This is a genomic window from Neobacillus niacini (assembly GCF_000759675.1).
Classification (GTDB): domain Bacteria; phylum Bacillota; class Bacilli; order Bacillales; family Cytobacillaceae; genus Neobacillus; species Neobacillus niacini_A.
The window spans coordinates 1-26700 of the sequence record NZ_BAWM01000035.1 but is presented as its reverse complement, the minus strand read 5'-3'; the positions used below and the strand labels follow the sequence as shown (position 1 = coordinate 26700).

Sequence of the window (26700 nt, the reverse complement as noted above, 5' to 3'; positions counted from 1 at the left end):
AAAAGGTTCCCGTAAAAAGCAGACTTTTTACGGGAAAAGCTGTCTTTTTAAAAATCAAAATCGTCTTTATCTGTTTTCTTATTCTTTTTTAGGAAGAAGACCAGAACTGAAAGAATTAGCACTCCTACGAAAATATAAAATCCTGTGTTGTTCTTTTCAGCATCATTATTACCCGCTTGATTATCTTCTGCTGACTTTGTAGAATCCTTTGATGGTTCATTTTCAGTAGGCAGTTCTGGTTTTTCCCCGGAGACGAACGACAATTTATTGATTATCCCTTTTCCTACTTGAAAAACAAATCCGTCATATACTTTCGGATTATATGCATTAACAATTTCCTGATAATAAAGTGTAATAATTGGTGAGTTCTCAGCTACAAACGTCTGCATTTCTTTAATCAGTTTCGTTCGTTCCGTTTCATCAAGAGTGCTTTTCAATTTTTCTCCCAGCACATCAAACTCAGGGTTTTTGTAGGCACCAATATTAACAGAACCAAGTGCAGGGTCTGAATGGAATAAATCCACCAGTCGGTCTGGGAATAACTGCATTGTATTGGACCAACTCCACACACCAAAGTCATAATCTCTCCCTTTGCTGACATCAAAATCCGGCCACATCAACGAATCTACAGTGGTAGAATCCATTGCTTTTACCGTATTTTTAATTCCTACGTTATTTAAGGATTCTGAAATTAATTCCGCTGTCCGAATTCTAATCGGGCTATTGGAATAAACAAGCGTTGTTAAATCTATTTTCTTTCCTTGCTGATCTTCTCTGAAACCATCTCCATCTGTATCTTTAAAACCCGCATCTTCTAAGATTTCTTTTGCTTTTTCCTGGTCAAAACCGGGACTCAAGTTATCGTTGTAAAATGGAGAGGAAGGATGAATAAATCCCGGACTTCCTACTTCCGCAAACCCTAACAGCACCGTCTTCACTAAATTTTCTTTGTCAATTGCAAAATCGATCGCCTGGCGGAAAGCTTTCTCCGACATCGGATATTTCTCCGCATTAATCTGGAAAAGAGATGTACTATAACCAGGTCCTCTAGCCACTTTAGTAGAAGGATTAGATTCAAATTGGTTTACTAGCTCTGGCGAAATACTTGCTGATATTGCATCAATTTCACCTGATTGAAGTGCATTAAACATAGCAGTTGTATCCTCAATAATTGGAAATATGATTTCTTCAATCGGCGGTGCACCTTTAAAATAATCTTTATTGGCCTTCATTTTATAGAACTGTCCAGATTGATGTTCTTCTAAAATGTATGGCCCGCTTCCTAATGCATTCATTTCGTCATCAGGTTTATCGATTGTAGACCAAATATGTTGTGGTAAAATCGGCAGGTCGGCTAGAGGCTGTATCATGAAGTTAGGATCTGCTTTAGATAAAACTAATGAAAATTTAGTTTCATCGGTAACATTAATCGTGGTGATAGATTTAAGTGGGTTTGTAAAACGGGATTTGGGATACTTGATGAAATAGTCCATCGTGAATTTAACATCTTCTGCTGTTAGTGGCTTCCCGTCATGCCATTTTACATTATCGTGGAGTGTAAATTCATAGGTTAAGCCATCAGCACTTACCTTGTATTCTTTAACAAGCCATGGTATTGGTTTATTATCTACATCTAATTGAAATAAGTTATCATAGAGTAAATTCATTAAATCCAAACCTGGGTATCCTGTCACATACGTATAAGGGTTTAAACCGTTTTCATCTTTCGTGATTCCAACTTTTAACGATGCTACCGTTGTATCTGCACTTACCGAAGAATAATTGGAAAATAATAATGCAAAAATTAACAGTCCACTAAGCAAATACTTTTTCAATTAACACACCCCCCCTTTTGTTTATTTCTTTATACAATAAGTTCTGAAAGGTGAAAATTCCCTTCTCTTCGATAGGCTTCGGCAAAAGCAAAATGTCCATGGGTCGCCAGGCCGTGATAGACATGTACCGCTTTATCAAGTACCTTATGGATGGCTCTACCCTTTTCGTGATAGTTTGTAAGCTGAGAATAACCGGGATATAAAGCCTCAACCGCCTTTGAATCTAGCATTTCATCAAAATGCATCCCACTGAATTCCATTTGACTTTCAAGCATATCCATTGCTTTCTCTTTTTTCTCCCATACTTCTGTAATATCAACTACTGTGTTAGGATGGTGTGGAGTCATATAATAGATGGTCGGAATCGGATGAGGTAATAAACCTGGCATATCTTCTAAAGCAAAATCCCTACTGGCAAGTGCGATGGATTCCAAAAGAAGAGTCATAGCGGGACGACGATCTGGGTCTAGGTCATGAAAAGAATGATCTGGATCTTGTGTAATAATAATATCAGGCTTTACTTCCCTGATTACTTTTATAAGCTTCTTTTTTGATTCAACACTTAAATCAACCGTTCCATATTGAAAGTTGAGAAAAGAAACCTCTTTTACTCCTAAAATTTCTGCTGCCTTTTTTACCTGTTGCTGACTCGTCTCACGACACAGCATAATACTTGCATAGGATTCACCGCCGCTTAGTACATTTTTTGCAAGTGCACCTCCGCATTCAACGACTTCCATCCCATAAACCCCTAAAAAGAGTACCTTTTGTCCTTTTGCCATTCAATATCTCCCCTTTCAAGTACATTACCCCACTACCCTATATAGGCAGTAATTAAGATTAATAGTATTATGGATTGGATTGTTTGTAAATACTAAATTTTTAGAATATTAAATTTAATTATTCAGATAACCTTCCAAGGAAAAAAGAAAAATTTTTGAGCATGGCCTGTCTCAATAAAACATATCATGTAGCAGAAAAGGAGGTCGGTAGTTCTTGATTGGATATGACACATATGTGCTAGCTACATTATTTTTTGTCATTATCGCATCGATGGTCTTAACTATGTATTACCGAAAAAGGCTTACTAACATGGCGGGTATGGTTATTGCCATGGTAGTCGGTATGAATGTCGGATTAACGGCAGGTGTATTTTTAGGGCTTTTATTCCAGGGAAATCTTTTTTATTCAACTATCATTTCAATTCTAGTCGGGGTTATAGCAGGGTCTGCCTGTGGTTTTGTGTTAGGAATACTGGCAACACTTGAAGGGTTAATGGCGGGATTGATGGGTGGGATGATGGGTGCCATGCTTGGTGAAATGATCACACAAAATCAAGCAGTCACTCTAGTAAATGTTTTTCTTACTCTATCAGTAAGTTCTATGTTATTATTTCAGATCTTACCGAACGGTCAAGATTCTAAATCTACAAAGAAATGGATACTGAAACCTATCATGACCTTTATTGTATTTGCAGGATATCTACTATTAGGCGTTCAACTTGATAAACAATTTGTTTTTTCAAAATCAACTCCTCCTGATAATAGTCATCAAAACCATGAGGGTCAAAGTATAGAAAGCTTGAAAGAATTATCGATTACGGTTCATCCATCACAATATTCCTACGACCCTGGGGAAATAATTGTGAAAAAGGATAAACCAACCTCTATTATTCTAAAAAACCATGATTCAATTGATCATGATATTGAAATTAAAGAAATTCCATTTGTAAAAAAAGATGATGGTGAAGGACATCAACATGGTCATACTGAAACAGAAGCAGATTTTCACTTACATGCACCTGCAAAAAAGCAGACAAAAGTTACCTTTACACCACTTAGAGAAGGTACTTATTCTTTTTATTGCACCATCCCGGGTCATAAAGAAAATGGTATGACAGGAATTTTAATTGTACAATGACTAGTTTTAGAATCCAAGTTGGAATGGTGAATAGTTTAAAATGGGCGGATTAATTCGCTATTTCAAAATAGTCTCTATTAATGCGTTTGTAACTAATTATAATTATATTTCTTTTCATTTCATTTATATACCTTGTCAATTCCATCGGTTAAAAAAACAATATACAATCTTCTATCAGCTTTGAAAAACTAATATACTAAACAATTTGTATATATAAGTATTTTTAAATTATCTGCAAGAATATTTTATCGATTTCCCGCCAGTTCTTGCAGTGCAAGTGTTACGGTTTCTTATTGAAACATGTAGTAAAATAGCAATTTATCGCAAGAAAAGTAGCAGAGGCAATGAGTCCACCAAAGCCACGGAGGAGAAATTACCATCAATAATCAAATTGGAGAACAATGTTTTTCTATTATTTTAAAACAATGATGAATAAGAAAAAACATAGATGGGGATGGATTATATCTATTTAAAAGATAATAATGCTCTGCTCTAAAAAACATAAAATATTTAAATAATCAAGCAAAAAACAACGAATTTCTTTAATGAAATTCGTTGTTTTTGCTTTTATTAATTAGTTCATAAGGACCAATATGTTAATGTATCAAAAAATCCTAATAATAAAATAAGAACACCAGCAATCCGTTGCATGATCAAACCAAATTTTCTCCCTTTTTTCATTATCACCCCACCACCACCGAGATACCCAATGATAAAAATGAAAATCAATAGTGGAATAGCTGTTCCAATTGCAAACATAGAGGGGAGAATAAAACCATATGAACTAGTCAAAACAACTGGCATTAGGGTGACAAAGAATAGGATAAACATAGTTGGGCAAAAGGCTAATGAAAAACTAAACCCTAACATAAATGAACCAAATGGATTCTCGTGCTTGTATTCTTTTGATCCCTTAAATAAATTAAACGTTTTTCTAAAATTTATTAAACCTAACATAAACAAACCAACTAATATCAATAAAGGTCCAATAATTTTCCGGAGCCATGGAAAAAATAACGTTAGATTCTGTTCTATCTCCCTTCCCATCAACCAAACCAAAACTCCTAATAAAGAAAAGGCAACTACCTTTCCTAGAGTAAAGAATATAACATCCTTCCAAGCGATTTTCTTTTGAATAGATCTATTTCCGTACAATGTTATAGCACTAATATTTCCTGTAAGCTGACAAGGTGCTAGAGCCCCTACTAACCCCAAAATAAAGGCAAAAACAATTGGTGTTGATTCTAAGGTATTTGCCAAAATGAAGAATGGTTTACTTAATACTGCACTGATTTGGCTTAATAAACTATACACATGATATCACCTAAATTATCCAGATTAATAGGATCAAGATAGCATAAAAAAGTGCAGAAATTGTGGAGATTCTAATTTATATTTAATAATTATTTCTAAAACTAATTACTTAACGGTTATGGTACCTTTATACATATTCATACCACAGGCATATTCATAAGTCCCTGGTTCAAGAGCTTTAATGTTAAGGTAATTATTAGAACCTTCTTTTAAAACTGAATTGATTCCGAGTTTATCTGAAAGTACCGTAGTTAAACAACCCGTTCCCTCTTCGGTCCTAAAGTTAATTGTAGATTGTTTTCCTGATTCTAAAACTATTTCTTTAGGTGAATAACCGGTAGGACTAACTACAATTTCTTGTATATCTGTACTAGCAGGAGTTAATTTTATTTCATTCGTTTGCTCAGATGCTTCACGTCCCTATTTTAACTGTGTAGAATATATTGAGAGATTTGCTCTATATAATATGTTGAAATTAACGAGTTATAGTAATCTACTAATAAATATTAACATAAGAAGAAAAAATTGCTATTTTGTCTTTATAAGTTTTTGTTTATAAAAATTTAACCTGGTTACGAAAACTAAAACAGTTTATTTAATATTCAAGGCTTATTAATTTATAGTAATATCTCAACAAGTTAAAGGAAGAAATCTTTTGTTAGTACATTTACTATTCTATTTTGACAACAAAAAAAGGCTGTCAAAATAAAGAACAGCCCAAAATTTAAATATTCTATTTTGGAAAATAGTATTAATTGGGGATATTCCTTTATTCCTCGTTGATGGTTCTAAATTTTAACAGAGAATATTTATTATGTAGATTTTTTAAAGACATAGTTATTTAAAAAGAAGTTTTTAATCTATTTATTGTTCTTCTAATTCATCACAATATTCTTTATACCTTCTATGTACAGTCGCTTTACTTACATCATACCCCAACCCTCTAAGAGTGGCTGCAATTTCATAAAAGGTAAGATTCTTTCTTCTAAGATTAATTATTTCCTCAACCGGTAACTCTTTTTTTTCCCTGCCACCTAAATGTTGATTCGATAAATTCTTAATGGGTTCAAAACCATTTTTTATTGCCCTTTCCATGCCTCTACTAATTTTATATTTTGTAATTTTACGCTGGAATTCTTCAACAGCACTTAGAATTTCCAATACCATTAAATCAGCATCAGATAGGAAAATTCCCCCTTGATCTTGTATAGTAAAAACTTTTATATTCATTTTTCGCAGTTCATGAATAAGTGCAATTTTTGAATGTCCCCTTCCTAAACGGGTATCATCTTGTATAAGTAAAACATCAGCTTGCTTTTCTTTAAATAATGATAATGCTTCAATAATACCATCTCGCTCAACATCAAAACCACTATGTCTTTCCTCAATTGTTTTTATTACATTGAATTGATTATCTTGGGCAAATTCTTGGAGTTCTTCCTTTTGTCTTTTTAATGATGTATCTTGTGAAACTTTTTCTGTACTAACTCTGCAATAAATAATAGCTCTCAAATTCTACCCTCCACAATTTAAAATTTATTTCCCTTATATCATTAGTAATCGCTAATAAAAATAAGTGCTTACGCACTTACAAAAGGGGTTGTATTTTTTTGTCTTGATAACGTGTTGTATAAATTTAAAATAAATCTATTAAAATATTATTGATTTATACTGTAATTAATAGATTTCTTCTAATATTTAATATATTTAATCTAGCGTCTCTCTTAGTGTTATGAAGTTTACGCTGATATTCCTCGCCCATACCAACTATTTGCAATACCATGGAATCACTTTCCGATAACTGCAGTTCACCATTATGTGAAATAGTATATAGCTTTACTCCTTCCTTCAATATGCAATGCAAGAGGGCAATCTTAGCATTCCCTCTACCCAATCTTGTTTCATCTTGAATCAATACAGCCTGTACCGTTTTTTTCTTCAATAAATCCAATAATTCAAGAATTCCATCTCTCTCAAGGTCAAAACCGCTCGCTTGCTCTCTAATAATGGAAACAACATTCAATTGATATTGACTCGCAAGCTGTGTCAGTTCCTCTTCCTGACGTTTTAATGATGTTTCCTGTGTTTCTTTATTGGTACTGACCCGGCAATATACGATTCCATTCACCATCTGTATATTACTCTCCTGCGGCGCTTGCAAGTTCAGTTATAGTTCCAACTTCATAGTTCACAGGAATAATGATTTCATCTCCCGGATAAATTTCATCTCCTTCAATTTGGTTATGCTGTTTAACCCAGCTGACAAATTCGTTATTGGAGTATGTATGCTGATCCGAATATTGATTAGAGATTTCCCAAAGTGAATCGCCTTCCGAAACAGTAATGGTTAAAAATTTTTCTTCCACATTAGAGTTAAATCGCAACGATAAAATAAAAGCTAAAGAACAGCTCAAAATAATTAGTAAAATAGCATAAGAGTACTTGTCCCATATTTTTTTCATAATAAACAACCCCTATCCAGAATATATGTTCGTTTCTATGTTTTTATTATAATCCGAACATTTGTTTGTTGTCAACAATAATTCGAACTTATGTTTGTATAAAAAATACGAACATGCTATAATTAATTTAAATAATCAAATAGGGCGAGGTGTATCTATTATGACAAAAATATCTAAGCGACAGCAGGATATCCTTGAATTTATTAAAGGGGAAGTAAAGAAAAAAGGCTATCCACCTTCCGTTAGGGAAATTGGAGAAGCTGTTGGTCTTGCCTCTAGTTCTACCGTGCATGGTCACTTGGCACGTTTGGAAAGCAAAGGACTGATTAGAAGAGACCCAACCAAACCAAGAGCAATTGAAATACTAGAAGCGGATGAAAGTGTAAATATTCCAAGAAACAATGTTGTCAATGTACCGATTGTTGGTAAAGTAACTGCAGGAGTTCCTATTACAGCCATTGAAAACGTTGAAGAGTATTTCCCACTTCCTGAAAGTCTAGCACCTGCAGATGAGCAAGTATTTATGCTAGAAATCATGGGTGAGAGTATGATAGAAGCTGGAATTCTCGATGGAGATTATGTAATCGTTAGACAGCAGCAAACTGCTAACAATGGAGATATCGTCGTCGCAATGACAGAAGAAGATGAAGCGACCTGTAAAAGATTTTTTAAAGAAAAAGATTTCATTCGCCTTCAGCCGGAAAACTCGACTATGGACCCAATTATCTTAAGAAACGTATCCATACTTGGAAAAGTTATCGGTGTTTATCGTCACATTCATTAATCCATAATGAGCTAGAAACAAGTACTTAGTAGTTCAAGAAAATGCGTCCAATTCGTATTTGAATTGGACTCTTTATTTTTATTAATATATCCAGGTTATATTAGATAATGGAAATATAATAGCATGAAAAACGTAACAGCTATCTGATAGTCAATAGCTGGTGATCATCTTTTAAAATCCATGAGCAACGAAATCAGACTATCAAAGTCATAGTTCTGTTTTTTTATATGTTTATTTTTGGAAAATATTCAAAATTGTGTATATATACTCATTCTATCTAGTTTCCACTATTAGTATAATGGTATTACACCAAGAGTTTACCTTAGGTCAAAAAATCCAGGCTTAAGGAGAGTGGAAAACAGTGTTGAAGGACATTATTTTCTCAATGGTTATTGGTGGATCAGTAGGAATTATCAGTCATGTTCGAAAGCACGGAAAAATCATCATGCCTCGTAAAACAAAGAAATTTATTTATCTAGGTTTTCTAGAAGAAATACTTATATGCTTAGTCGCTTGTCTCCTCGTGGTAATTTACACAACTCCAAGTTCTTTGGTTGAAAATATTTTAGTATCGGTACTTGTAGGGATTAGCAGTGATATTATTCTCACCAGATTTAAGTTACTAAATGAAAAAAATGAAAAATAATTGAAACAAATAACCCAGTATGGATTATATCCACACTGGGTCTCTTTATATTAATACATGCTCATATATTGGTCGCGTTCCCAAGGGTGAACAACAGTACGGAACATATCCCACTCGATCTCTTTTGCTTCGATAAAGTGTTCAAAGATGTGTTCTCCTAAACCAGAAACAATTACTTCATTAGACTTCAATTGATCTAAAGCTTGAGCTAGTGTTGCAGGAAGATCGATGATTCCTTCTTCGATTCTTTCCTCTTTGCTCATTACATAGATGTTACGGTCAACTGGAGCTGGAGGAGTCATTTTATTTTTAATACCATCTAAACCAGCTTTTAATAGAACAGCCATTGCTAGATATGGGTTTGCAGCTGGGTCAACGCTTCTTACTTCAACACGAGTACTTAATCCACGTGAAGCTGGAATACGGATTAATGGTGAACGGTTTCTAGCAGACCACGCAACGTAGCAAGGTGCTTCATAGCCAGGAACTAGACGCTTATAAGAGTTTACAGTTGGGTTTGTTACCGCTGTAAAGCTAGGAGCATGCTTTAAGATTCCAGCAATGAACTGACGAGCAGTATCACTCATTTCTAAATCACCAGTTGGCTCGTAGAAAGCATTTTTGCCATTTGTAAATAACGAAAGATTCATGTGCATTCCAGAACCGTTTACTCCGTATAATGGTTTTGGCATGAACGTTGCATGCAAACCGTGCTTACGAGCGATCGTTTTTACTACTAATTTGAATGTTTGAATTTGATCACATGCTGTTAAAGCATCCGCATATTTAAAGTCAATTTCATGTTGACCTGGAGCTACTTCGTGGTGAGAAGCTTCAATTTCAAAGCCCATTTCTTCTAGTTCTAGTACGATATCACGACGGCAGTTTTCTCCTAAATCAGTTGGCGCGAAGTCGAAATATCCGCCTTGATCGTTCAATTCTAGTGTTGGCTCACCTTTTTCGTCTAATTTAAATAAGAAGAATTCTGGCTCAGGTCCTAAGTTAAAGTCTGTAAATCCAAGTTCTTCCATTTCTCTCAATACTCTTCTTAAGTTATTACGTGGATCACCATCAAATGGTTTTCCTTCTGCAGTATAGATATCGCAAATTAAACGAGCAACTTTTCCTTTTTCAGCAGTCCAAGGGAATACCACCCATGTATTCAAATCTGGATATAAATACATATCAGATTCTTCAATACGTACAAAACCTTCGATAGAAGATCCGTCAAACATCATTTTATTATCCAAAGCCTTTTCTAATTGGCTTACCGGAATCTCAACATTTTTAATCGTTCCTAAAATATCAGTGAATTGTAAACGAATAAATTTTACATTTTCCTCTTGTGCCAACCTTTTAATATCTTCTCTTGTAAACTTAGCCATTCTTATTACCTCCAAATAATATTTAATGGAAAAATCGTGACATATCCCCTTGCCTTAATGACGAACGATTGAATCTTCCAGCTTGCTGCAATTCATGCCGGAGTAAATTTCGTAGCTGTTCGTCTGATAACTCTTGCTTGGCTTTTTCAGCCTGTTGCTGGACAACATTAGATTGTTGTTCTTTGACCAAGAAAAGCTGCTTAATCCCAGCCATATTTACACCTTGATCAATAAGATCCTTAATTTCTAATAAACTATCAATATCATTTAGACTAAAGAGTCTTCTATTCCCATCTGTTCTTGCTGGAGAAATCAATTGATGCTCTTCATAATATCGAATTTGTCTAGCAGTTAATTCAGTTAGCTGCATGACGGTCCCGATTGGGAATAGTGGCATTGAGCGGCGTATTTCTTTCCCACTCATTTAAATTTCTCCTCTCCTTTTGCTGATTTATAATGCTATTATATTTCGTGTCAGAAAAGATGTCAATCCTATGTTAGGTTTTCTAACATGTTTTTTTCAAATAAAAAGGACAACTACTTTAGTTATCCTTTGCATCATACATTAGTTTAATTCCATCAATTTTTTTTCAATTAACGAATCTACCGCAAGACAAACGGCCATTTTTACATGTGAATAAGTTAGCCCTCCCTGAACATAGGCAACGTAAGGAGGTCGTATCGGTCCATCAGCCGTCAGTTCAATACTTGCACCTTGGATAAATGTCCCCGCCGCCATAATCACATCATCCTCGTACCCTGGCATATAGGCTGGATAGGCGGTAACATGTGAATTAATCGGTGAAGCAAATTGAATGGCCTGGCAAAAAGCAATCATTTTTTCTTTATCATCAAATTGGACAGATTGAATTATATCCGTTCTTCGTGAATCCCATTTAGGTGAAGAATTCATCCCAAGTTTTTCGAGAAGTGCCGCTGTAAAAACGGCTCCTTTTAATGCTTGACCTACTACATGAGGAGCCAAAAAGAATCCCTGATACATTTCTTGAAGGCTGTATAGGGAAGCACCTGCCTCTGCACCGATTCCTGGGGATGTCATTCGATAGGAACAGGCTTCCACATATTGTTTTTTTCCAACGATATATCCACCCGTTTTAGCAATTCCTCCACCAGGATTTTTAATCAGCGACCCTGCCATTAAATCGGCTCCAACATGACAAGGCTCTAATTCCTCGACGAATTCTCCGTAGCAGTTATCTACAAAAACGACTACATCTTCCTTGATTTCTTTTACAAACGAAATCATCTCTTTGATTTCAGAAACAGTAAAAGACGGACGTGTTGCATATCCCTTAGAACGTTGTATTCCGATCATTTTAGTATTAGGTTTGATCTTAGATGCAACCACATCCCAGTTAATCGTTCCCTCTTCGGTTAATTCGACACTATCGTAGGAAATACCAAATTCCTTTAAAGAACCCACTCCATTGCCGCGGATCCCAACAATTTCTTCAAGGGTATCGTACGGTTTTCCGGTTATATAGAGTAGCTCATCTCCAGGACGAAGGATACCAAATAAAGATATTGAAATCGCATGTGTTCCTGAGATAATTTGAGGACGTACAAGACCTGCCTCAGCACCAAATACATCTGCATAAATAAGTTCTAATGTATCTCTGCCGATATCATCATATCCATACCCGGTTGAAGGTATAAAGTGAGAATCACTTACCCTATGCTTTTGGTAACTTTTTAAAACTCGAAATTGATTGGTTTCAATTCTTTCGTCTATTGCTTTATGTACGAATGCAATTTGTTGTTCTACATCACTTACTATTTCTTGAAGCTTTTCCCCATTTTTTAACTGTTGAAACATGCTGTTACTCCATTCTAGTTTTGTATTTCTGTATTTGTCCGGATATTTGTTGATCTGAAAGAGAAAATCCTCTACATTGATAAAGCTCTTTTTCTTCATCAAAAACCAGTTCTCTTACAATCGTCTCATTCTTTAATTGTGCAAGCAGTTTCCCCTCCGTTGAAGGTATACTTACTTGATATTGGTCCATCATTTCAATAATAGCTTTTTCAATTTTTCTTTTAAGTTCATTTCGGTCCTCTTTATCATAAGCACTTATGAAGATGAGAGGTGAATTCGTCGTTGGTACAAAATCAGGATGCTTAATATCCCTTTTATTATAGACGGTTATTTGTGGAATGTCTTTCACTTCCAAGTCTTCAAGCAGTTTATTAACTGTTTTCTCATGCTGGAAATAGTCCGCATTGGACATATCGACAACATGCAAAAGAAGGTCTGCTTCCTTAACCTCTTCAAGAGTCGAACGAAAGGCGGCAATCAGCGCTGTGGGCAGGTCTTGAATGAATCCAACCGTATCTGTAATTAAGGTTAGAAACCCACTTGGTAAAACCAACTTTCGTGTCATTGGATCCAATGTAGCAAATAATTGATTTTCCTCAAACGAATCCGCTTCAGAAAGACGGTTAAAGAGTGTTGATTTTCCTGCATTCGTATAGCCAACGATCGCAATTTGAAATGTTTTGTTTTTCTTTCTTCTTTCCCGGTAACGCTCTCGATGTTGAACAATAACTGCCAGCTGACTCTTGATATCATCAATCCTTCGACGAATATGTCGACGGTCTGATTCAAGCTTGGTTTCCCCAGGTCCTCTTGTTCCGATACCGGCACCTAATCTTGATAACGCAGTCCCCTGCCCAGCAAGACGCGGCAATAAATATTGGAGCTGTGCTAATTCAACCTGAAGCTTACCCTCTTTAGATCTTGCTCGTTGCGCAAATATATCTAGTATTAGTTGAGTCCGATCAATAATGCGGGCACTTAATTCCGAAGCCAGATTTCGTTTTTGGCTTGGGGAAAGTTCATCGTTAAAAATGACTAAGTCCGCTTCTACTTCATCAACAAGTGCTTTTAGTTCTTCGACTTTCCCCTTACCTATATATAGGGCTGAGTGGATACGCTCTCGTTTTTGAACAACTGTCATAAGAACTTCACCCTTAGCTGTTTCTGTTAAGGAAGCAAGCTCCTCCATAGAATATTGGAACCGACTATCTTCTAATGTTTGCGTTTGGCAGCCAACTAAGATTGCTTTTTCTAAGCTTACTTCTTGTTCCATACCAACACCTGCTTTCGTAAATTCTCTCATCTCATCATACCAAAAAAGATATTATTACCCTAATTTTTATTAATTATGTTGATTATTTTTACTTCCGTGTTAAAATTATACTGTTTCTGAAAATTTAAAGAATATAAGTATTTTTACATCGAGGAGAAACCGAACAAAATGACATGGGATGTTTTAAGTATCATTGGAACCATTGCTTTTGCTGTAAGTGGAGCGATAATAGCGATGGAAGAGGAGTATGATATTTTAGGGGTATATATTTTGGGAATTGTTACCGCCTTCGGTGGAGGAGCCATTCGAAATCTATTAATTGGTGTCCCCGTTTCTGCATTATGGGAACAAGGGTTGTTCTTCCAATTTGCTTTATTATCGATCACGGCTGTATTTTTATTTCCAAACAATTTGTTGCGGCATTGGCAAAAATGGGGGAACTTTTTCGATGCCATCGGGTTGTCCGCTTTCGCAATACAGGGTGCCATTTACGCAGCGAATATGGACCATCCGATTAGTGCGGTCATTGTGGCAGCTGTCTTAACTGGTATTGGCGGGGGAATAATCCGCGATTTACTAGCAGGCAGAAAACCCATTGTATTACGAGCGGAAATTTATGCAGTATGGGCGATTCTTGCTGGTCTCATCATAGGATTAAAGATTGCCTCAAGTCCTTTGGAGTTGTACACCTTATTTGTACTAATAACAGCACTAAGGGTCCTTTCATACACATTTGATTGGAAACTTCCTTCTAGGAGACTAAGAGCACATTAAAAATCGGCGGCCTAATTGTCCGCCGATTTTTTTATGAATCTTCTTCGAAAATTAAATCATTACTCCTAAGGGTCATTAATTCATGTTTGTCGAAGCTATTCTGCAATAAAAGCCGCATGGCTTGAGCCCTAATTGATTTTTCAATAATGTTACGAACATACCGGCCATTCGAAAAACTATTGGGATTAAGCACTGCTTTAACCCAAATTAAATGGTCCTTTAGCTTTTTTTCCGCCTCATGGCTTAAGGTATACTCTCTTTCATCAAGCATTCGGCTGGAAATTTCCATCAATTGTTCAATTGTGTAATTCGGAAAGTCGATGACTAATGGAAAGCGGGAATGCAGCCCAGGATTCAAAGTTAAGAAATAATCCATCTCCCGGGAATAACCAGCAAGAATGAGAATAAATTCATGCTGTTTATCCTCCATATGCTTAACTAGCGTATCAATCGCTTCTTTTCCAAAATCCTTCTCTCCACCACGCCCTAATGAATAGGCTTCATCGATGAACAAGATACCACCCTGTGCTTTTTTGATTAGGTCCCTTGTTTTCTGTGCGGTATGACCGATATATTCCCCAACAAGGTCAGCTCGTTCTGCCTCAATTAAGTGTCCCTTAGAAAGTACATTCATCTTTAAGAAGAGCTTGCCAATTAATCTAGCAACGGTTGTTTTTCCAGTCCCAGGATTACCCTTAAACATCATATGAAGTGCTTGTTTTCTTGCCTTCATACCCATTTCTTCACGTTTTTTATTCACAAAAATCCAAGCATAAATTTCTTTTATCATTCGTTTCATTTCTTCCATACCTACCAATGCCCCGAGCTCGTCTTCGATTTCCTTTAATGCCGAGTGCTCCGGGGGAATTACCTTTGGAACAACTTGGGGAACAGGTAGCTCTTTCGTTAATGACTTCCTCTTTTGCGAGTTGAGGGACACACTTATTTGTCCATTACTTTTCATGCGAATCGGTTGATCCAAAGCCTTCACCTCTCATTTTGCAAAGCAATACTCCTTCATTTATGTGTATTCATCCGGTTAACAAATCATTATAAAAATAAAAAAGAGCCCACAGATTTCATGGGCTCAATCATAAGTACAGGTTATTGCGCATCAAGGTCAAGCTGAACATTTCTTTGCGGTGCAAAGGTTGAGATCGCATGCTTGTAAACCAATTGCTGCTTTCCTTCTGATTCAAAAAGTACCGTAAAATTATCAAAGCCTTTAATTTGGCCTCTCAATTGGAATCCGTTTAATAAGAATACCGTTACATGGGTATTATCCTTACGACACTGGTTTAAAAATTGGTCCTGAATGTTGATGGTGGTTTTCATTTGTATATCCTCCTCTTTTATCTCTACTAATATGTATTCGATTTTACTTGTAGCTTTCCTTCAACATAACGAGAAATTTCGGTTATTTTTTTTGACAAATCTGGCACATTTGTTAATTCAAACCATTCAACGTCCATTTTGTTCCGAAACCAGGTTAGTTGTCTTTTTGCATATCGCCTAGAATTTTGTTTTAAACTTTCCACTGCGTCGTTAAAGCTAACTTTCCCATCAAGATAATCATAGATTTCCTTATAACCAATAGCCTGAATGGATTGACAATCTCTTAGCCCTTGCTTGTATAGCGATTTGACTTCTTCGAGAAGCCCTTCCGACATCATCATTTCAACACGCATATTAATTCGCTCGTATAGCTTCTCCCTATCCATTGTTAAACCGATAAGGGCCGTTTCGTATAGAAGATCTGGCTGCTGATTAATTTGATAGTCACTCATAATCTTACCAGTACAATGATAAATTTCAAGTGCCCTAATCACTCTTCTAACATTATTGGGATGAATTTGGCTTGCACTTTCAAAATCTATCTGTGTTAATTCACGATGCAGCGCCTCATTTCCAATTTCTTTTGCTCTCTCTTCAAGCTGTAATCGAAAAACATCATCCGCTGGTGCCTCGGAAAACTGGTAATCATATATAACTGCTTGAATATAAAGCCCAGTCCCGCCAACAATGATAGGAAGCTTACCCTTCGAGTTGATTTCTGATATTTTTGCTCGTACAAGCTGCTGGAATTCAGCTGCAGAAAAACTTTCATCCGGCTCTTTAATATCAATCAAATGGTGGGGGATTCCCTCCATTTCCTCGATTTTTATTTTTGCAGTTCCGATATCCATACCACGATAAATCTGCATGGAATCGCCGCTGATAATTTCGCCATTATACTGTTTAGCCAGTTCTATGCTTAACTTTGTTTTCCCAACTGCTGTTGGACCAATAATGACTAATAATTTCTGTTTTAAATCCAATATTTTCACACTGCCCTTTTATTCATTTTTCCGTGATGGCAGGAACCATGTCACACTTACATCCTAACACATTTTTTAAAAGCAGTTGAACATCAAATAAGTATAATCAAAAATTATCTTTTCTATGCATAAATGGACAAGGATTTTTATTATTACAGTTTTAGCCCAACTAATAAATTTAGTTTACAACTTTACATTCCTATAACGATTCATTTACAAATAGCCTTTTACCCCCAAGTTCGTGGTAGGCTAAATCGTAGCTTATTTTGTAGAAAGATAACGAGTCAACAAACAAGTTGTCGAAAAATAGGGAAATTAGGTGAAATAGATGTTATCAAACTTTGAAATTGGAATCGATCTAGGGACAGCAAATATATTAGTTTATAGTAAAAATAAAGGAATCGCAGTTAATGAGCCTTCTGTGGTGGCCATTGATACAGAAACAAAAAAGGTTGTAGCTTTTGGCATGGAAGCAAAAGAAATGATTGGAAAAACGCCTGAGAACATCATGGCAGTCCGACCATTGAAGGAGGGCGTAATTGCAGATTATGACCTTACTACTGAACTTCTAAAGCATATCATGCGCAAAGCTTCTAAAAATATGGGCTTTGCCGTACGGAAGCCAAATGTAGTAATCTGTACACCTTCAGGATCAACAAGTGTAGAAAGAAGGGCTATTCAAGACGCTGTGAGAAATGCCGGCGCAAAAAAAATCCAGTTAATTGAAGAACCGGTAGCGGCTGCTATTGGTGCTGGAATGCCAGTTGATGAGCCGGTAGCAAATGTGGTTGTTGATATTGGCGGGGGAAATACAGAGGTAGCGATTATATCATTCGGGGGTGTTGTATCCTGCCACTCAATTAAAATTGGCGGAGACCGTCTCGATGAAGAAATCATTCAATATGTCCGCAAGGAGTATAATGTGTTGATTGGCGACAGAACAGCTGAAAATGTTAAAATGGAAATCGGTTATGCGTTGGTCGATCACGAAGAGCTTCACATGGAAGTACGCGGTCGTGACCTTGTGACAGGATTACCAAAGACCGTTACACTATCATCCTATGAAATTAGAAATGCTTTAAAAGAATCATTATCTCATATATTAGAAGCAATTCGTGCAACACTCGAGGACTGCCCTGCCGAACTAAGCGGAGACATTGTCGACCGTGGAGTGATTCTAACAGGTGGTGGTGCATTGATGAAGGGAATGGAAGAATGGCTAAGCAAGGAAATAGTAGTGCCTGTACAATTAGCAGAAAATCCTCTTGAATCCGTCGCAATCGGAACCGGACAAGCCCTTAAATACATGCATAAGCTACCAGCTTTAGTGAGATAGATTGGATAAAAAAAGAGTGCCGAGGAAGGCACTCTTTTTGCTATTCTATCAACTCAGACTACCTGCAGTGACCCAATTTCTCTTCCTGAATGCTTTTCGGTCACTCCAGACTACTTGCATTGACCCAAATGTTTTTCCTGTATGCTTTTCGGTCACTCTAGACTACCAGCATTGACCCAAACCTTTTTATAAATGCTCTTCGGTCACTCCAGACTATCTGCATTGACCCAATTGCTTTACCTGTATTCCTTTCGGTCATTCCAGACTATCTGCATTGACCCAATTGCTTTTCCTGAATGCTTTTCGGTCACTCAAGACTATTTGCATTGACCCAAATACTTTTTACAAATGCTTGTCGGTCACTCCAGACCACCTGCAGTGACCCAAACGCTTTTCCTGAATGCCCTTCGGTCACTCCATACTACCTGCAGTGACCCAAATGCTTTTTCTGAATGCCTTTCGGTCACTCCAGACTACTTGCAATCGACCAATAATACTTTCATTTCGGTAACCCCCAACACATTTACCATAATACCTATACTATTTCTATATATCACTTTGGCGTTTTCTCATATTATTGAAGTAAAGGAAAATCGGAAGTGGAATGACGATAAAACCTAAGCTTTTAATAATTTGGTTTTTCGCATTTTCTCTAGCACGGTTCTTTTCATCTTTTACCATTTGATCATATCTTTCACGGATTTCATCATCAGATAACCTTTGACTTTCCTCAGTTGGAACTTTCCCGTCGTGGTAAACCTGCTTAAAATCTTCAAAGTTTTGATAATAGCCTGGCGGACTTACTAAATCTGCCGCGGCCATAAAAATCGAAATTCCTCCACCAATCACCATCATAAGAGTTGCAAACAAAACTAAATACGTATAAAGATGACGTATCACTGCCTCTCCCCCCATTTCTTTATTTTTCACAGCGTAAACGATTACAAAAATAATTATGACTATAGGTAAAAAAGTACTTAAGATGCCAAAAACAAACATTCGGCCACCCCCTTTTATCTCCCTTATAGTGTAATTTTACACTAAACATCAAACAAATATAAGTCCTATTCTGATTATTTTTTAAAAAAAGAGTGCTTTCTTATTAGAAAACACTCTTGCCATGATTACATTACCCTTTTAAACATTTTCTCCATTTCATAAGACGAATAATGAACAATAATAGGTCTTCCATGCGGACAGGTGAACGGATCCGAAGCTTTTCTCAAGTCATCGAGTAACGCCTGGATTTCATCATTGCGTAAATGACGATTGGCTTTAATCGAAGCCTTACAACTCATCATAATCGCTGCTTCCTCACGAAGCTTTTTGATATCGACTTTTTTCATAGAAAGAATCTGTTCAATCATTTCTTCAATGAGTTGCTTTTCTTCGCCTTTTGGAAACCATTGCGGATGGGAGCGAACAATGTAGCTGTTCAATCCAAATTCCTCAAGGAATACCCCGACCTTTTCTAATTCCATACGGTTTTCATTTATTTTCAAATATTCATCTGTTGAATAATCAAGAGTTATCGGAACAAGTAATTCCTGGAGCTCAGCATGAACTTGCCCTACCTTTTCACGGAAATACTCATACTTGAGTCGCTCCTGGGCAGCATGCTGGTCAATAATATATAAACCATTTTCATTTTGAGCAAAGATATACGTACCATGCATTTGACCAATAGGATATAATCGTGGAATCCGGCTATCTATTTGGTCGACTTCGGCATATAATTCCGTCTCTTGCTCTGGTTCATTTGCATTCATTTCTGGTTGTTCATAATCCCAGTTATTAGTGTACGTTTCAACTTTTTCAGCTTCTACTACATCTGGAATCCTCGGTTCCACTTTAACCTCTAACGCTGTCCCTTTTTCCTGAATGGTACTGGAAACAATAGGTCGGTCCCATTCTATCTCTTTTTTTACAGGAGTAGGATGGGTTCTCTCGTCTAGTATCAACGATGTCTGCTCAGACTTAGGAATCTCTTTTTTCTCTTGAGTATAGGCAGTTGGAATCAATATCTTCGATTTAAAAGCATTTTTGATGATTTCAGTGACCAGTTCATTTAGTTCTGCTTCCTTACTGATACGGACTTCCATTTTCGATGGATGAACATTCACATCCACTAGCAATGGATCCATTTCAATATTTAGTAGAACTATTGGAAACCTGCCAATCGGAAGTAATGTATGATATCCTTCCTGAATCGCTTTTGCTAATGGATAATTTTTTATAAACCGATCATTTATCATTGTTGAAATATAGTTTCTTGAGGCTCTGGTTACCTCAGGCATCGAGGCATAGCCACTAATCTTGTAATCAAGTGATTTTCCGGAAATCGGTACAAGCTGTTTGGCGATAGCCATTCCATAGATTGATGCCAACACTTGGCGAACATCACCATTTCCGTTTGTATGCAGCAATTTACGTTCGTTATGAATTAAGCGAAAGGCGACCTCTGGATGGGAGAGTGCAAGTCTGTTCACTACATCGGTAATATTCCCCAGCTCAGTATGAATGGTTTTCATATACTTTAAGCGTGCTGGCGTGTTAAAAAATAAATCGGTAATCGTAATATCCGTCCCGCGCCTGCTCGAAGCTTTCTCAAAAACTTCAACCTTGCCACCTTCAATCAACACTCTATTTCCTGCGCCCTCACCTGTTGAGGTCTTCATCTCCAGCCTTGAAACAGAAGCGATACTCGGCAGAGCCTCCCCCCGAAATCCCAGAGTGCGGATACGGAATAAGTCATTTTCATTCTTGATTTTACTAGTGGCATGACGATGGAAGGCGAGTAAGACGTCTTCTTCTTCAATTCCATTTCCATTATCTGTGATGCGAATTTTTGCAAGCCCTGCCTCTTCGACTTCAATTTCAATGACCGTACTGCCAGCGTCAATCGCATTTTCTACTAATTCTTTTACAACAGAAGCAGGACGCTCTACTACTTCTCCTGCTGCAATTTTATTGGATAGTGCATCATCTAGCTGAATAATCTTGCCCATGACAGTCACCTCCTAGCTTTTTAACTTTTTCTGTAGCTCGTACAATAGATTAATCGCTTGAAGCGGAGTTATATCGAGTAAATCAAGTTCTTTCATTTTATCTAATACTTTCTTTTCTTTCGTAGATAATTCTTGTTTCTTTGGTTCATTAGGTTCATCGAAGAATGACAGCTGTGAGGGCTGCTCCTTTATTTCCTTCTCCACTGATTTAACAGCGACAGGTTGTACATCAGGTTTTTCAAGCGCTGATAGAATTTCATTTGCTCGATTAATTAATTCCTTCGGAAGTTCAGCTAGTTGGGCTACATGAATTCCATAACTCTTATCCGTTGGGCCTTCTTTTATTTTATGAAGAAAGACAAGCTTCCCATTATGCTCAATCGCACTAACATGAATGTTCTTTAATTTCTCTAACTCGTTATCCAAGACCGTTAATTCATGGTAATGAGTTGAAAACAGTGTTTTGGCACCAATATGTTTATGAATGTATTCAATGATTGCCTGTGCTAGTGCCATTCCGTCATAGGTTGAGGTTCCACGACCGATTTCGTCAAATAGAATCAGGCTGTTTTGCGTTGCGTTTGTTAGAGCATTTTTAGCTTCAAGCATCTCGACCATGAACGTACTTTGTCCAGATATCAAATCGTCTGCTGCCCCAATTCTTGTAAATACTTGGTCAAAAATGGGCAGCTCCGCTTTATCTGCCGGTACATAACATCCAATTTGAGCTAAGATTGCGGTTAATGCAACCTGGCGCATATACGTACTTTTACCGCTCATGTTTGGACCCGTGATCAGAAGAACTTCACGCTCATTGTCCATAAAGCAGTCGTTAGCTACATACTCCTGTGCATTCAGTACTTTTTCAACTACAGGATGTCTGCCTTCTTTTAGAACAACTTTTCGTTCAGTTGAAAACTTCGGTTTTACATATCTACGCTCTTCACTTACCTGTGCATAGCATTGTAGAACGTCTAGCTCACTAACCGCCTTTGCGGCTGCTTGAAGGCGTGGGATATGTTCTTTTACTATTTCGCGAATTTCAGTAAAAAGCTCATACTCAAGATCGCCACCATTTTCTTCCGCTTGTAAAATTAACGCTTCTTTTTCCTTCAATTCTGGTGTAATAAACCGTTCTGCATTCGATAAGGTCTGCTTCCGCTCATACTGCCCTTCTGATAAAAGATGAAGGTTTGCCCTTGTAACTTCAATATAGTAGCCAAATACCCGGTTATAGCCAACTTTTAATGATTTAATACCAGTCTTTTCTCGCTCTTCACGCTCAAGCTGTGCAATCCATGTTTTCCCATTTCGGCTGGCATAGCGGTATTGATCCAACTGAGCATTATACCCATCGCGAATAATATTTCCTTCCTTTAAAGAAAGCGGAGGATTCTCAACAATCGCTTGCTCTAAAAGGTCTGTGACTTCCTCACAAGGATCAAGTGATTCTGCAATTTTATTTACTGCTTCATGCTCCATGCCATTGAGAATTTGTTTTAAGAAAGGAATCTGCATTAATGACCGCTTTAATTGTACTAAATCGCGGGCATTTACATTACCAAAAGCCACACGCCCTGCAAGCCTCTCCAAATCATATACTTCTGTCAACTTTTCGCGAAGCTCCTGACGTTCAAAATACTTGTTCATCAATACTTCTACGATTGTTTGACGGTGTTCAATTTCCTCGAGCGCTATTAACGGGCGATCAATCCACGTTTTCAGCATCCTGCCGCCCATCGCTGTCATTGTTTCATCTAACAGCCACAGTAAGGAGCCTTTCTTCCCTTTTGAACGAATGGTCTCCGTCAATTCAAGATTCCGTTTGGAATAGTAGTCAATTTTCATATATTGATGAATTTGATAAGTAGTCACTGGCTGCAGGTGCTCAAGGCTTCTCTTTTGTGAACGATATAAATAGTTAAAAAGCCTTGCAGCCGTTTGTTTTAATTTATCTTGATTTAGATTTTCCAACAAATGTGTAAACTGCATTTCTATTGAACTATTATCTTCAATTGAAATGGCAAGCACATCACGCTCACGCATTTTCTTTTGCAATTCAGCCTCGAAGTTAGCTGCGACAACAATTTCCTTTGAGCTTAATACAGCTATTTCATTTAATACGTCATCAAAATTAGACGAGAGCTGCGTTACCTTGCTTTCCCCTGTTGAAAGATCCGTATAGGCAAATCCGTAGGTGTGGTCTTCAAAACATGAAATAGAGGCGATGTAGTTATTTTCTTTATCTGATAACGACTTACCCTCCATCACCGTTCCAGGTGTGATAAGCTGGACAACTTCCCGTCTTACCATGCCTTTTGTTTGTTTCGCGTCTTCCATTTGCTCACAAATGGCTACTTTATAGCCTTTTGAAATAAGCTGTTCTATATAGTTAGGGGCAGAATGATACGGAACCCCACACATTGGAATTCGATCCTCACTGCCGCCTTCGCGGCTCGTTAAGGTAATCTCTAATTCTTGTGATGCTTTAATCGCATCATCAAAAAACATTTCATAAAAATCGCCTAAGCGAAAAAATAAAAAGGCATCTTGATAATCTGCCTTAACGGTTAAGTATTGCTGTATCATCGGCGTATAACCAGCCATAATGACCTCCACATTTTTAATCATTTCGAGTATCTTCGACAAACTATTATACCATATATCAGTTAGACTTAGATTAGGTAGAAATTTCTTTTATTCAATAATGGTCGGGGATGCAAAATACCTGCATATAATTTATAGTAATAAAGTGAAAAGGGTGGTCATGATGGGATGGTTTGGAGGAAGTTCTAAGGAATATGATTTTGAGATGTTTTCTGTCAGCCATTTTGTTATTATTGCCATTCTTTTTCTGGTTTCGGCAGCTATTTTTATCAATAGACATAAGCTTAAGCAGGCAATACGGAGAAAAACTGAGGTAGGAATTGCGATTTCCTTAATCGTAATAGAAACTTGTTACCATATTTGGATGTATGTAAATGACATGTGGGATACCAGTCATGCGATACCATTAGAATTGTGCAGTATCAGCCTTGTTCTATCCGTAATTTTATTGTTAACAAGGAAAATTATCATTTATGAAATTTTATTATTTACTGCATTATTGGGTGCTACCCAAGCAATATTTACGCCTTTATTAAAATTTGAATTCCCTCATTTTCGTTTTTTTCACTTTTTTTATACTCATTTAATGGAGATTTGGGTTGTCTTCTATTTTACTTGGGTTAAAGGATATAGACCAACCATTTGGTCAGTCGTAAAACTCTTTATCTTTTTGAACGTGTTAATGCCAATTATTATGCTCATTAATAAGGCAGTGGACGGAAATTATTTGTTTTTAAGTCATAAACCTAGTGGTGCCAGCTTATTGGATCTTTTAGGTCCCTATCCATGGTATATCTTATCAATGGAGTTTTTATTAATAACCCTTAGTTTGATCGTTTGGTTAATTTTCCGAAAAAAGAGAGTTCAATAACACCAAGGTGAATTATTTATTGACCTTTATCGATTAACTATTTATAATAAGTAAGGTTCCCAATAAATGTGTCCCGATAGCTCAGCAGGATAGAGCAACAGTTTCCTAAACTGTAGGTCGGAGGTTCGAATCCTCTTCGGGACGTAATAAAAACCTTGCCAAATCAACCTTTTCAAGGGACGAGGCAAGGTTTTTTATTTTATCAAATCCTTCTTTGCCGCAAATGTGCCGTAAATGAAAACGCAGTTAAAATCAGTTTGCTTCTTATTGGGGAAACATTTTGTATTATGGAATTGCAATCATTTCTGCTAGTTGAGTACTACTCTCGTTAATTAATACGAGTTGTAAACTGCACGTATGAAAACCCTAGAAACGTTGAAATTACTCAACTTCTAGGGTTTTTTATTTTTGTCTGCATTGTAGAATAATGTATTATCCCCCAATTTGTTGGGGGAGGTTTTGGGGGAAGTTTCAAGGAAAAATATTATGTGGACAGGCGCATTTAATTTGCACAGTCAGACTGCGAGTAAGGATACATATTTAAAAATAGGACACATGTGTTTTACTTATTTTTGAGGTCACCTAGGTCATAATGACCTCAAATTTTTCTATATATGATTTACACTAATGTAATTGATGGAAAATGATTGTATTGCCACCAAGTGACACTGGTTCAAACCCTTGTCAGATATGGGTTATAATGTATCCTCCTTTTAACACTAAATCAGTAACAACCATGGCATGGTCACTACATCGCTATTCTTAAAATTGTTCGAACGCACAGTAAACATGAGACGCTATTGTGGATAGAGATTGCCCCCAGTATCTACAAAGAAGCTTCCGTTGGTGAGGCCGACGACTGATCCGCGCTTCAGCCACTGCTTAGAAATGTAGTGCAGAACCTTGGCTTGGCGTTCCCAGACCATGGAGTGTCCCGCGCAAGCGACTTTGAATATCAGCTTACGAGCACCCGGGATGGCGTCGTAGAGAGCTGTAACTGAAAACGTAGTAAATGGCGATGACGTAGTCTGTGTCACTTGTGAGTCATGCTCACCATAGATGATGAGTACTGGTACCGACTGGCCAAGGGTTCCGTCCAGCTTCACGGTGGTGGAGTTCCAGCCCCACCAGAAGGCGTTCCTGTACCTCAGGACGCCTTCTGGGCGTCCGTACGGAAGGGCCGGTCCCCAAGTGCGGCCAATCTTGTCGTTTTTCATGATCGATCTCCACACAAACTCTTGAATCCCGTATTCCCGCTGGTAGTAGCACTTAAGCTCTTTAACCCACATGCTCTCGAAATCGGCTTTCGTGGTCAGGTTCATCGGGAATTCAAATCCACCAGTTGGTGCGCCGAAGCGCGTTCCGACCATACTCGGTCTACCGTTTGGGGGGAAGATCGGCGCATTGAAAAGTACGCTCTTCACCTTGTCAGGGTGCTGTATCGCATACGGTCCGATCGCGAACGCAGCAGCCGACCAGCCAATAAGAGCGACCTTTTCCACATTGCGATAGGCCCTGATGTAATCGACCACCGTGTCCAACTCGTCCCAGTCGCTCTTTGAGGTGGTGAGATGGAACGGGTACTTCACAGTGCACAGGGCCGACAGCGGGGTGGGGATCAGGATGCTTTGCTGTGCTGGGTTAACGTTACATGGGTCGTCCATCTTTGGGCGCGGAGATCGGCCGGATCCTTGGAAATCTAGCATAAACACGTCAAAACCTGCTTGCGCCAGCGAGAGAGCCCAGTTATAAAAGCCATTACCTAGATCGAATCCCGTGAGAACCGGAATACTCCTTCCATGAATCATGAGAACCGCTTTACGGGACTTCTGATGACGGGTGCCGTCACGCTCTCGGACAAATAGATGAACCAATTGACCCGCGTTCGCCGGCACAGTAGAGACGTGCGGGACTTGAAGGTCAGTAGTGACGATGTCCATAATATTCATCTCCTAATTAAATAAATTTGTCATGGAAGGGGTAACCTTATCATTTCATCAATTCTGTACACTAATAAGAAGAGCCTCGTCACCTTCCTGGGAAGAGTATGACAAGTAATCACAACCCTCACTCCCCTATTAATAGATTATCAATCAAAACCCCATTCCCTTTTTATACCTATTCATCCAGACTTTACTTATTCTATATTAGAAACAAATATTACGAAAAAATTTAATATTGAGAACAAAAAGTGTAAGAATGATAAAAAAACGCCTCCCAGAAAATGAGGGCACTGAAAAAGTCCACTTTTAACAATCAGGGGGTCAATTGCTCGATATTAGTCGAGCGATTGACCCCCTTTTGCTTTATACTAAAGATATCAATGTGTG

At 37.5% G+C, this 26700-nt stretch carries 23 protein-coding genes, 1 tRNA gene and 1 pseudogene; 7 read left to right on the top strand and 18 right to left on the bottom strand.

Features of this window, described 5'->3' with window-relative positions:
- Positions 1-47: 47 nt before the first annotated feature.
- The gene (locus tag TR08_RS14930) at positions 48-1835 is read right to left on the bottom strand and encodes an ABC transporter substrate-binding protein (RefSeq protein WP_045519376.1); all 1788 of its coding nucleotides are present in this window, start codon (positions 1833-1835) and stop codon (positions 48-50) included.
- 29 nt (positions 1836-1864) lie between these two features.
- On the bottom strand, positions 1865-2617 hold the full coding sequence (locus TR08_RS14925) for a PIG-L deacetylase family protein (protein WP_045519375.1): 753 nt from the start codon (positions 2615-2617) through the stop codon (positions 1865-1867).
- 214 nt (positions 2618-2831) lie between these two features.
- On the opposite strand from TR08_RS14925, the gene TR08_RS14920 reads away from it, so the two are divergent.
- A complete protein-coding gene (locus TR08_RS14920) occupies positions 2832-3755 on the top strand; it encodes a cupredoxin domain-containing protein (RefSeq protein ID WP_238579148.1) in 924 nt (307 codons plus the stop codon).
- Positions 3756-4334: 579 nt separating this feature from the next.
- Here TR08_RS14920 and TR08_RS14915 read toward each other — a convergent pair.
- From TR08_RS14915 to yneA, 5 genes and pseudogenes are all read right to left on the bottom strand, one after another.
- Positions 4335-5069 (bottom strand): urease accessory protein UreH domain-containing protein, encoded by a 735-nt coding sequence (locus TR08_RS14915; protein WP_045519374.1) that lies wholly within the window; start codon positions 5067-5069, stop codon positions 4335-4337.
- Between the two features lie 105 nt (positions 5070-5174).
- A complete protein-coding gene (locus tag TR08_RS33950) occupies positions 5175-5432 on the bottom strand; it encodes a cupredoxin domain-containing protein (RefSeq protein ID WP_370576321.1) in 258 nt (85 codons plus the stop codon).
- Between the two features lie 501 nt (positions 5433-5933).
- Positions 5934-6581: a YneB family resolvase-like protein gene (locus TR08_RS14910; protein ID WP_045519373.1), complete on the bottom strand. Its 648-nt coding sequence runs from the start codon at positions 6579-6581 to the stop codon at positions 5934-5936.
- Positions 6582-6792: 211 nt separating this feature from the next.
- A pseudogene (locus TR08_RS14905) lies at positions 6793-7200 on the bottom strand (YneB family resolvase-like protein); the annotation flags it as partial.
- Positions 7201-7207: 7 nt separating this feature from the next.
- Positions 7208-7531, bottom strand: coding sequence for a cell division suppressor protein YneA (gene yneA, locus TR08_RS14900; protein WP_081954491.1), 324 nt, complete (start codon positions 7529-7531; stop codon positions 7208-7210).
- Positions 7532-7691: 160 nt separating this feature from the next.
- Between yneA and lexA the strand changes: the two genes are divergently transcribed.
- Together lexA and TR08_RS14890 are read left to right on the top strand one after the other, a co-directional pair.
- The gene (lexA, locus tag TR08_RS14895; RefSeq protein WP_045519371.1) at positions 7692-8315 is read left to right on the top strand and encodes a transcriptional repressor LexA; all 624 of its coding nucleotides are present in this window, start codon (positions 7692-7694) and stop codon (positions 8313-8315) included.
- A 361-nt stretch (positions 8316-8676) separates the two neighbouring features.
- Positions 8677-8961 carry a DUF4257 domain-containing protein gene (locus TR08_RS14890; RefSeq protein ID WP_045519369.1) on the top strand — a complete coding sequence of 95 codons (285 nt, stop codon included), beginning with the start codon at positions 8677-8679 and terminating at the stop codon, positions 8959-8961.
- A gap of 50 nt (positions 8962-9011) precedes the next feature.
- Here TR08_RS14890 and glnA read toward each other — a convergent pair whose 3' ends face one another.
- The 4 genes from glnA to hflX form a co-directional block, all read right to left on the bottom strand.
- On the bottom strand, positions 9012-10346 hold the full coding sequence (glnA, locus tag TR08_RS14885) for a type I glutamate--ammonia ligase (RefSeq protein ID WP_045519367.1): 1335 nt from the start codon (positions 10344-10346) through the stop codon (positions 9012-9014).
- 22 nt (positions 10347-10368) lie between these two features.
- Complete coding sequence (locus TR08_RS14880) at positions 10369-10770, bottom strand: MerR family transcriptional regulator (protein ID WP_045519364.1); 402 nt, start codon at positions 10768-10770, stop codon at positions 10369-10371.
- Between the two features lie 141 nt (positions 10771-10911).
- Positions 10912-12183: a methionine gamma-lyase family protein gene (locus tag TR08_RS14875; protein ID WP_045519362.1), complete on the bottom strand. Its 1272-nt coding sequence runs from the start codon at positions 12181-12183 to the stop codon at positions 10912-10914.
- Positions 12184-12187: 4 nt separating this feature from the next.
- The gene (gene hflX / locus TR08_RS14870; RefSeq protein WP_045519457.1) at positions 12188-13456 is read right to left on the bottom strand and encodes a GTPase HflX; all 1269 of its coding nucleotides are present in this window, start codon (positions 13454-13456) and stop codon (positions 12188-12190) included.
- Between the two features lie 168 nt (positions 13457-13624).
- Here hflX and TR08_RS14865 point away from each other — a divergent pair, with 168 nt between their 5' ends.
- On the top strand, positions 13625-14230 hold the full coding sequence (locus TR08_RS14865) for a trimeric intracellular cation channel family protein (RefSeq protein ID WP_045519360.1): 606 nt from the start codon (positions 13625-13627) through the stop codon (positions 14228-14230).
- 31 nt (positions 14231-14261) lie between these two features.
- Here TR08_RS14865 and spoVK read toward each other — a convergent pair whose 3' ends face one another.
- From spoVK to miaA, 3 genes are all read right to left on the bottom strand, one after another.
- On the bottom strand, positions 14262-15212 hold the full coding sequence (gene spoVK, locus TR08_RS14860) for a stage V sporulation protein K (RefSeq protein ID WP_045519358.1): 951 nt from the start codon (positions 15210-15212) through the stop codon (positions 14262-14264).
- Between the two features lie 122 nt (positions 15213-15334).
- A complete protein-coding gene (hfq, locus tag TR08_RS14855; RefSeq protein ID WP_034672853.1) occupies positions 15335-15565 on the bottom strand; it encodes an RNA chaperone Hfq in 231 nt (76 codons plus the stop codon).
- 26 nt (positions 15566-15591) lie between these two features.
- On the bottom strand, positions 15592-16548 hold the full coding sequence (gene miaA / locus TR08_RS14850) for a tRNA (adenosine(37)-N6)-dimethylallyltransferase MiaA (protein ID WP_045519456.1): 957 nt from the start codon (positions 16546-16548) through the stop codon (positions 15592-15594).
- 328 nt (positions 16549-16876) lie between these two features.
- On the opposite strand from miaA, the gene mreBH reads away from it, so the two are divergent.
- Complete coding sequence (gene mreBH / locus TR08_RS14845) at positions 16877-17884, top strand: rod-share determining protein MreBH (RefSeq protein WP_045519355.1); 1008 nt, start codon at positions 16877-16879, stop codon at positions 17882-17884.
- A 546-nt stretch (positions 17885-18430) separates the two neighbouring features.
- Here mreBH and TR08_RS14840 read toward each other — a convergent pair.
- The 3 genes from TR08_RS14840 to mutS all read right to left on the bottom strand — a co-directional run bounded on the left by TR08_RS14840 (position 18431) and on the right by mutS (position 23499).
- Positions 18431-18883 (bottom strand): hypothetical protein, encoded by a 453-nt coding sequence (locus TR08_RS14840; protein WP_045519353.1) that lies wholly within the window; start codon positions 18881-18883, stop codon positions 18431-18433.
- Positions 18884-19008: 125 nt separating this feature from the next.
- A complete protein-coding gene (gene mutL / locus TR08_RS14835) occupies positions 19009-20892 on the bottom strand; it encodes a DNA mismatch repair endonuclease MutL (RefSeq protein WP_045519352.1) in 1884 nt (627 codons plus the stop codon).
- 12 nt (positions 20893-20904) lie between these two features.
- Positions 20905-23499, bottom strand: a complete 2595-nt coding sequence (mutS, locus tag TR08_RS14830) for a DNA mismatch repair protein MutS (protein ID WP_193747750.1) — start codon at positions 23497-23499, stop codon at positions 20905-20907.
- Between the two features lie 163 nt (positions 23500-23662).
- Here mutS and TR08_RS14825 point away from each other — a divergent pair, with 163 nt between their 5' ends.
- Complete coding sequence (locus tag TR08_RS14825; protein WP_045519350.1) at positions 23663-24370, top strand: YwaF family protein; 708 nt, start codon at positions 23663-23665, stop codon at positions 24368-24370.
- Between the two features lie 70 nt (positions 24371-24440).
- A tRNA-Arg gene (locus TR08_RS14820) sits at positions 24441-24514 on the top strand.
- Positions 24515-25167: 653 nt separating this feature from the next.
- Here the strand turns inward: TR08_RS14820 and TR08_RS14810 are convergent.
- Entirely contained in the window at positions 25168-26310 is a 1143-nt protein-coding gene (locus tag TR08_RS14810; protein ID WP_081954490.1) for an alpha/beta fold hydrolase, read from the bottom strand.
- Positions 26311-26700: the final 390 nt, after the last annotated feature.

What these genes read in the sequence shown, in the direction of transcription:
- hfq (WP_034672853.1), bottom strand. Translation starts at nt 15,565, where the DNA reads ATGAAAACCACCATCAACATTCAGGACCAATTTTTAAACCAGTGTCGT.
- TR08_RS14925 (WP_045519375.1), bottom strand. Translation starts at nt 2,617, where the DNA reads ATGGCAAAAGGACAAAAGGTACTCTTTTTAGGGGTTTATGGGATGGAA.
- TR08_RS14875 (WP_045519362.1), bottom strand. Translation starts at nt 12,183, where the DNA reads ATGTTTCAACAGTTAAAAAATGGGGAAAAGCTTCAAGAAATAGTAAGT.
- mutL (WP_045519352.1), bottom strand. Translation starts at nt 20,892, where the DNA reads ATGGGCAAGATTATTCAGCTAGATGATGCACTATCCAATAAAATTGCA.
- TR08_RS14880 (WP_045519364.1), bottom strand. Translation starts at nt 10,770, where the DNA reads ATGAGTGGGAAAGAAATACGCCGCTCAATGCCACTATTCCCAATCGGG.
- TR08_RS14810 (WP_081954490.1), bottom strand. Translation starts at nt 26,310, where the DNA reads ATGGACATCGTCACTACTGACCTTCAAGTCCCGCACGTCTCTACTGTG.
- TR08_RS14840 (WP_045519353.1), bottom strand. Translation starts at nt 18,883, where the DNA reads ATGTTTGTTTTTGGCATCTTAAGTACTTTTTTACCTATAGTCATAATT.
- TR08_RS14865 (WP_045519360.1), top strand. Translation starts at nt 13,625, where the DNA reads ATGACATGGGATGTTTTAAGTATCATTGGAACCATTGCTTTTGCTGTA.
- mutS (WP_193747750.1), bottom strand. Translation starts at nt 23,499, where the DNA reads ATGGCTGGTTATACGCCGATGATACAGCAATACTTAACCGTTAAGGCA.
- glnA (WP_045519367.1), bottom strand. Translation starts at nt 10,346, where the DNA reads ATGGCTAAGTTTACAAGAGAAGATATTAAAAGGTTGGCACAAGAGGAA.
- TR08_RS14825 (WP_045519350.1), top strand. Translation starts at nt 23,663, where the DNA reads ATGGGATGGTTTGGAGGAAGTTCTAAGGAATATGATTTTGAGATGTTT.
- hflX (WP_045519457.1), bottom strand. Translation starts at nt 13,456, where the DNA reads ATGGAACAAGAAGTAAGCTTAGAAAAAGCAATCTTAGTTGGCTGCCAA.
- mreBH (WP_045519355.1), top strand. Translation starts at nt 16,877, where the DNA reads ATGTTATCAAACTTTGAAATTGGAATCGATCTAGGGACAGCAAATATA.
- lexA (WP_045519371.1), top strand. Translation starts at nt 7,692, where the DNA reads ATGACAAAAATATCTAAGCGACAGCAGGATATCCTTGAATTTATTAAA.
- yneA (WP_081954491.1), bottom strand. Translation starts at nt 7,531, where the DNA reads ATGAAAAAAATATGGGACAAGTACTCTTATGCTATTTTACTAATTATT.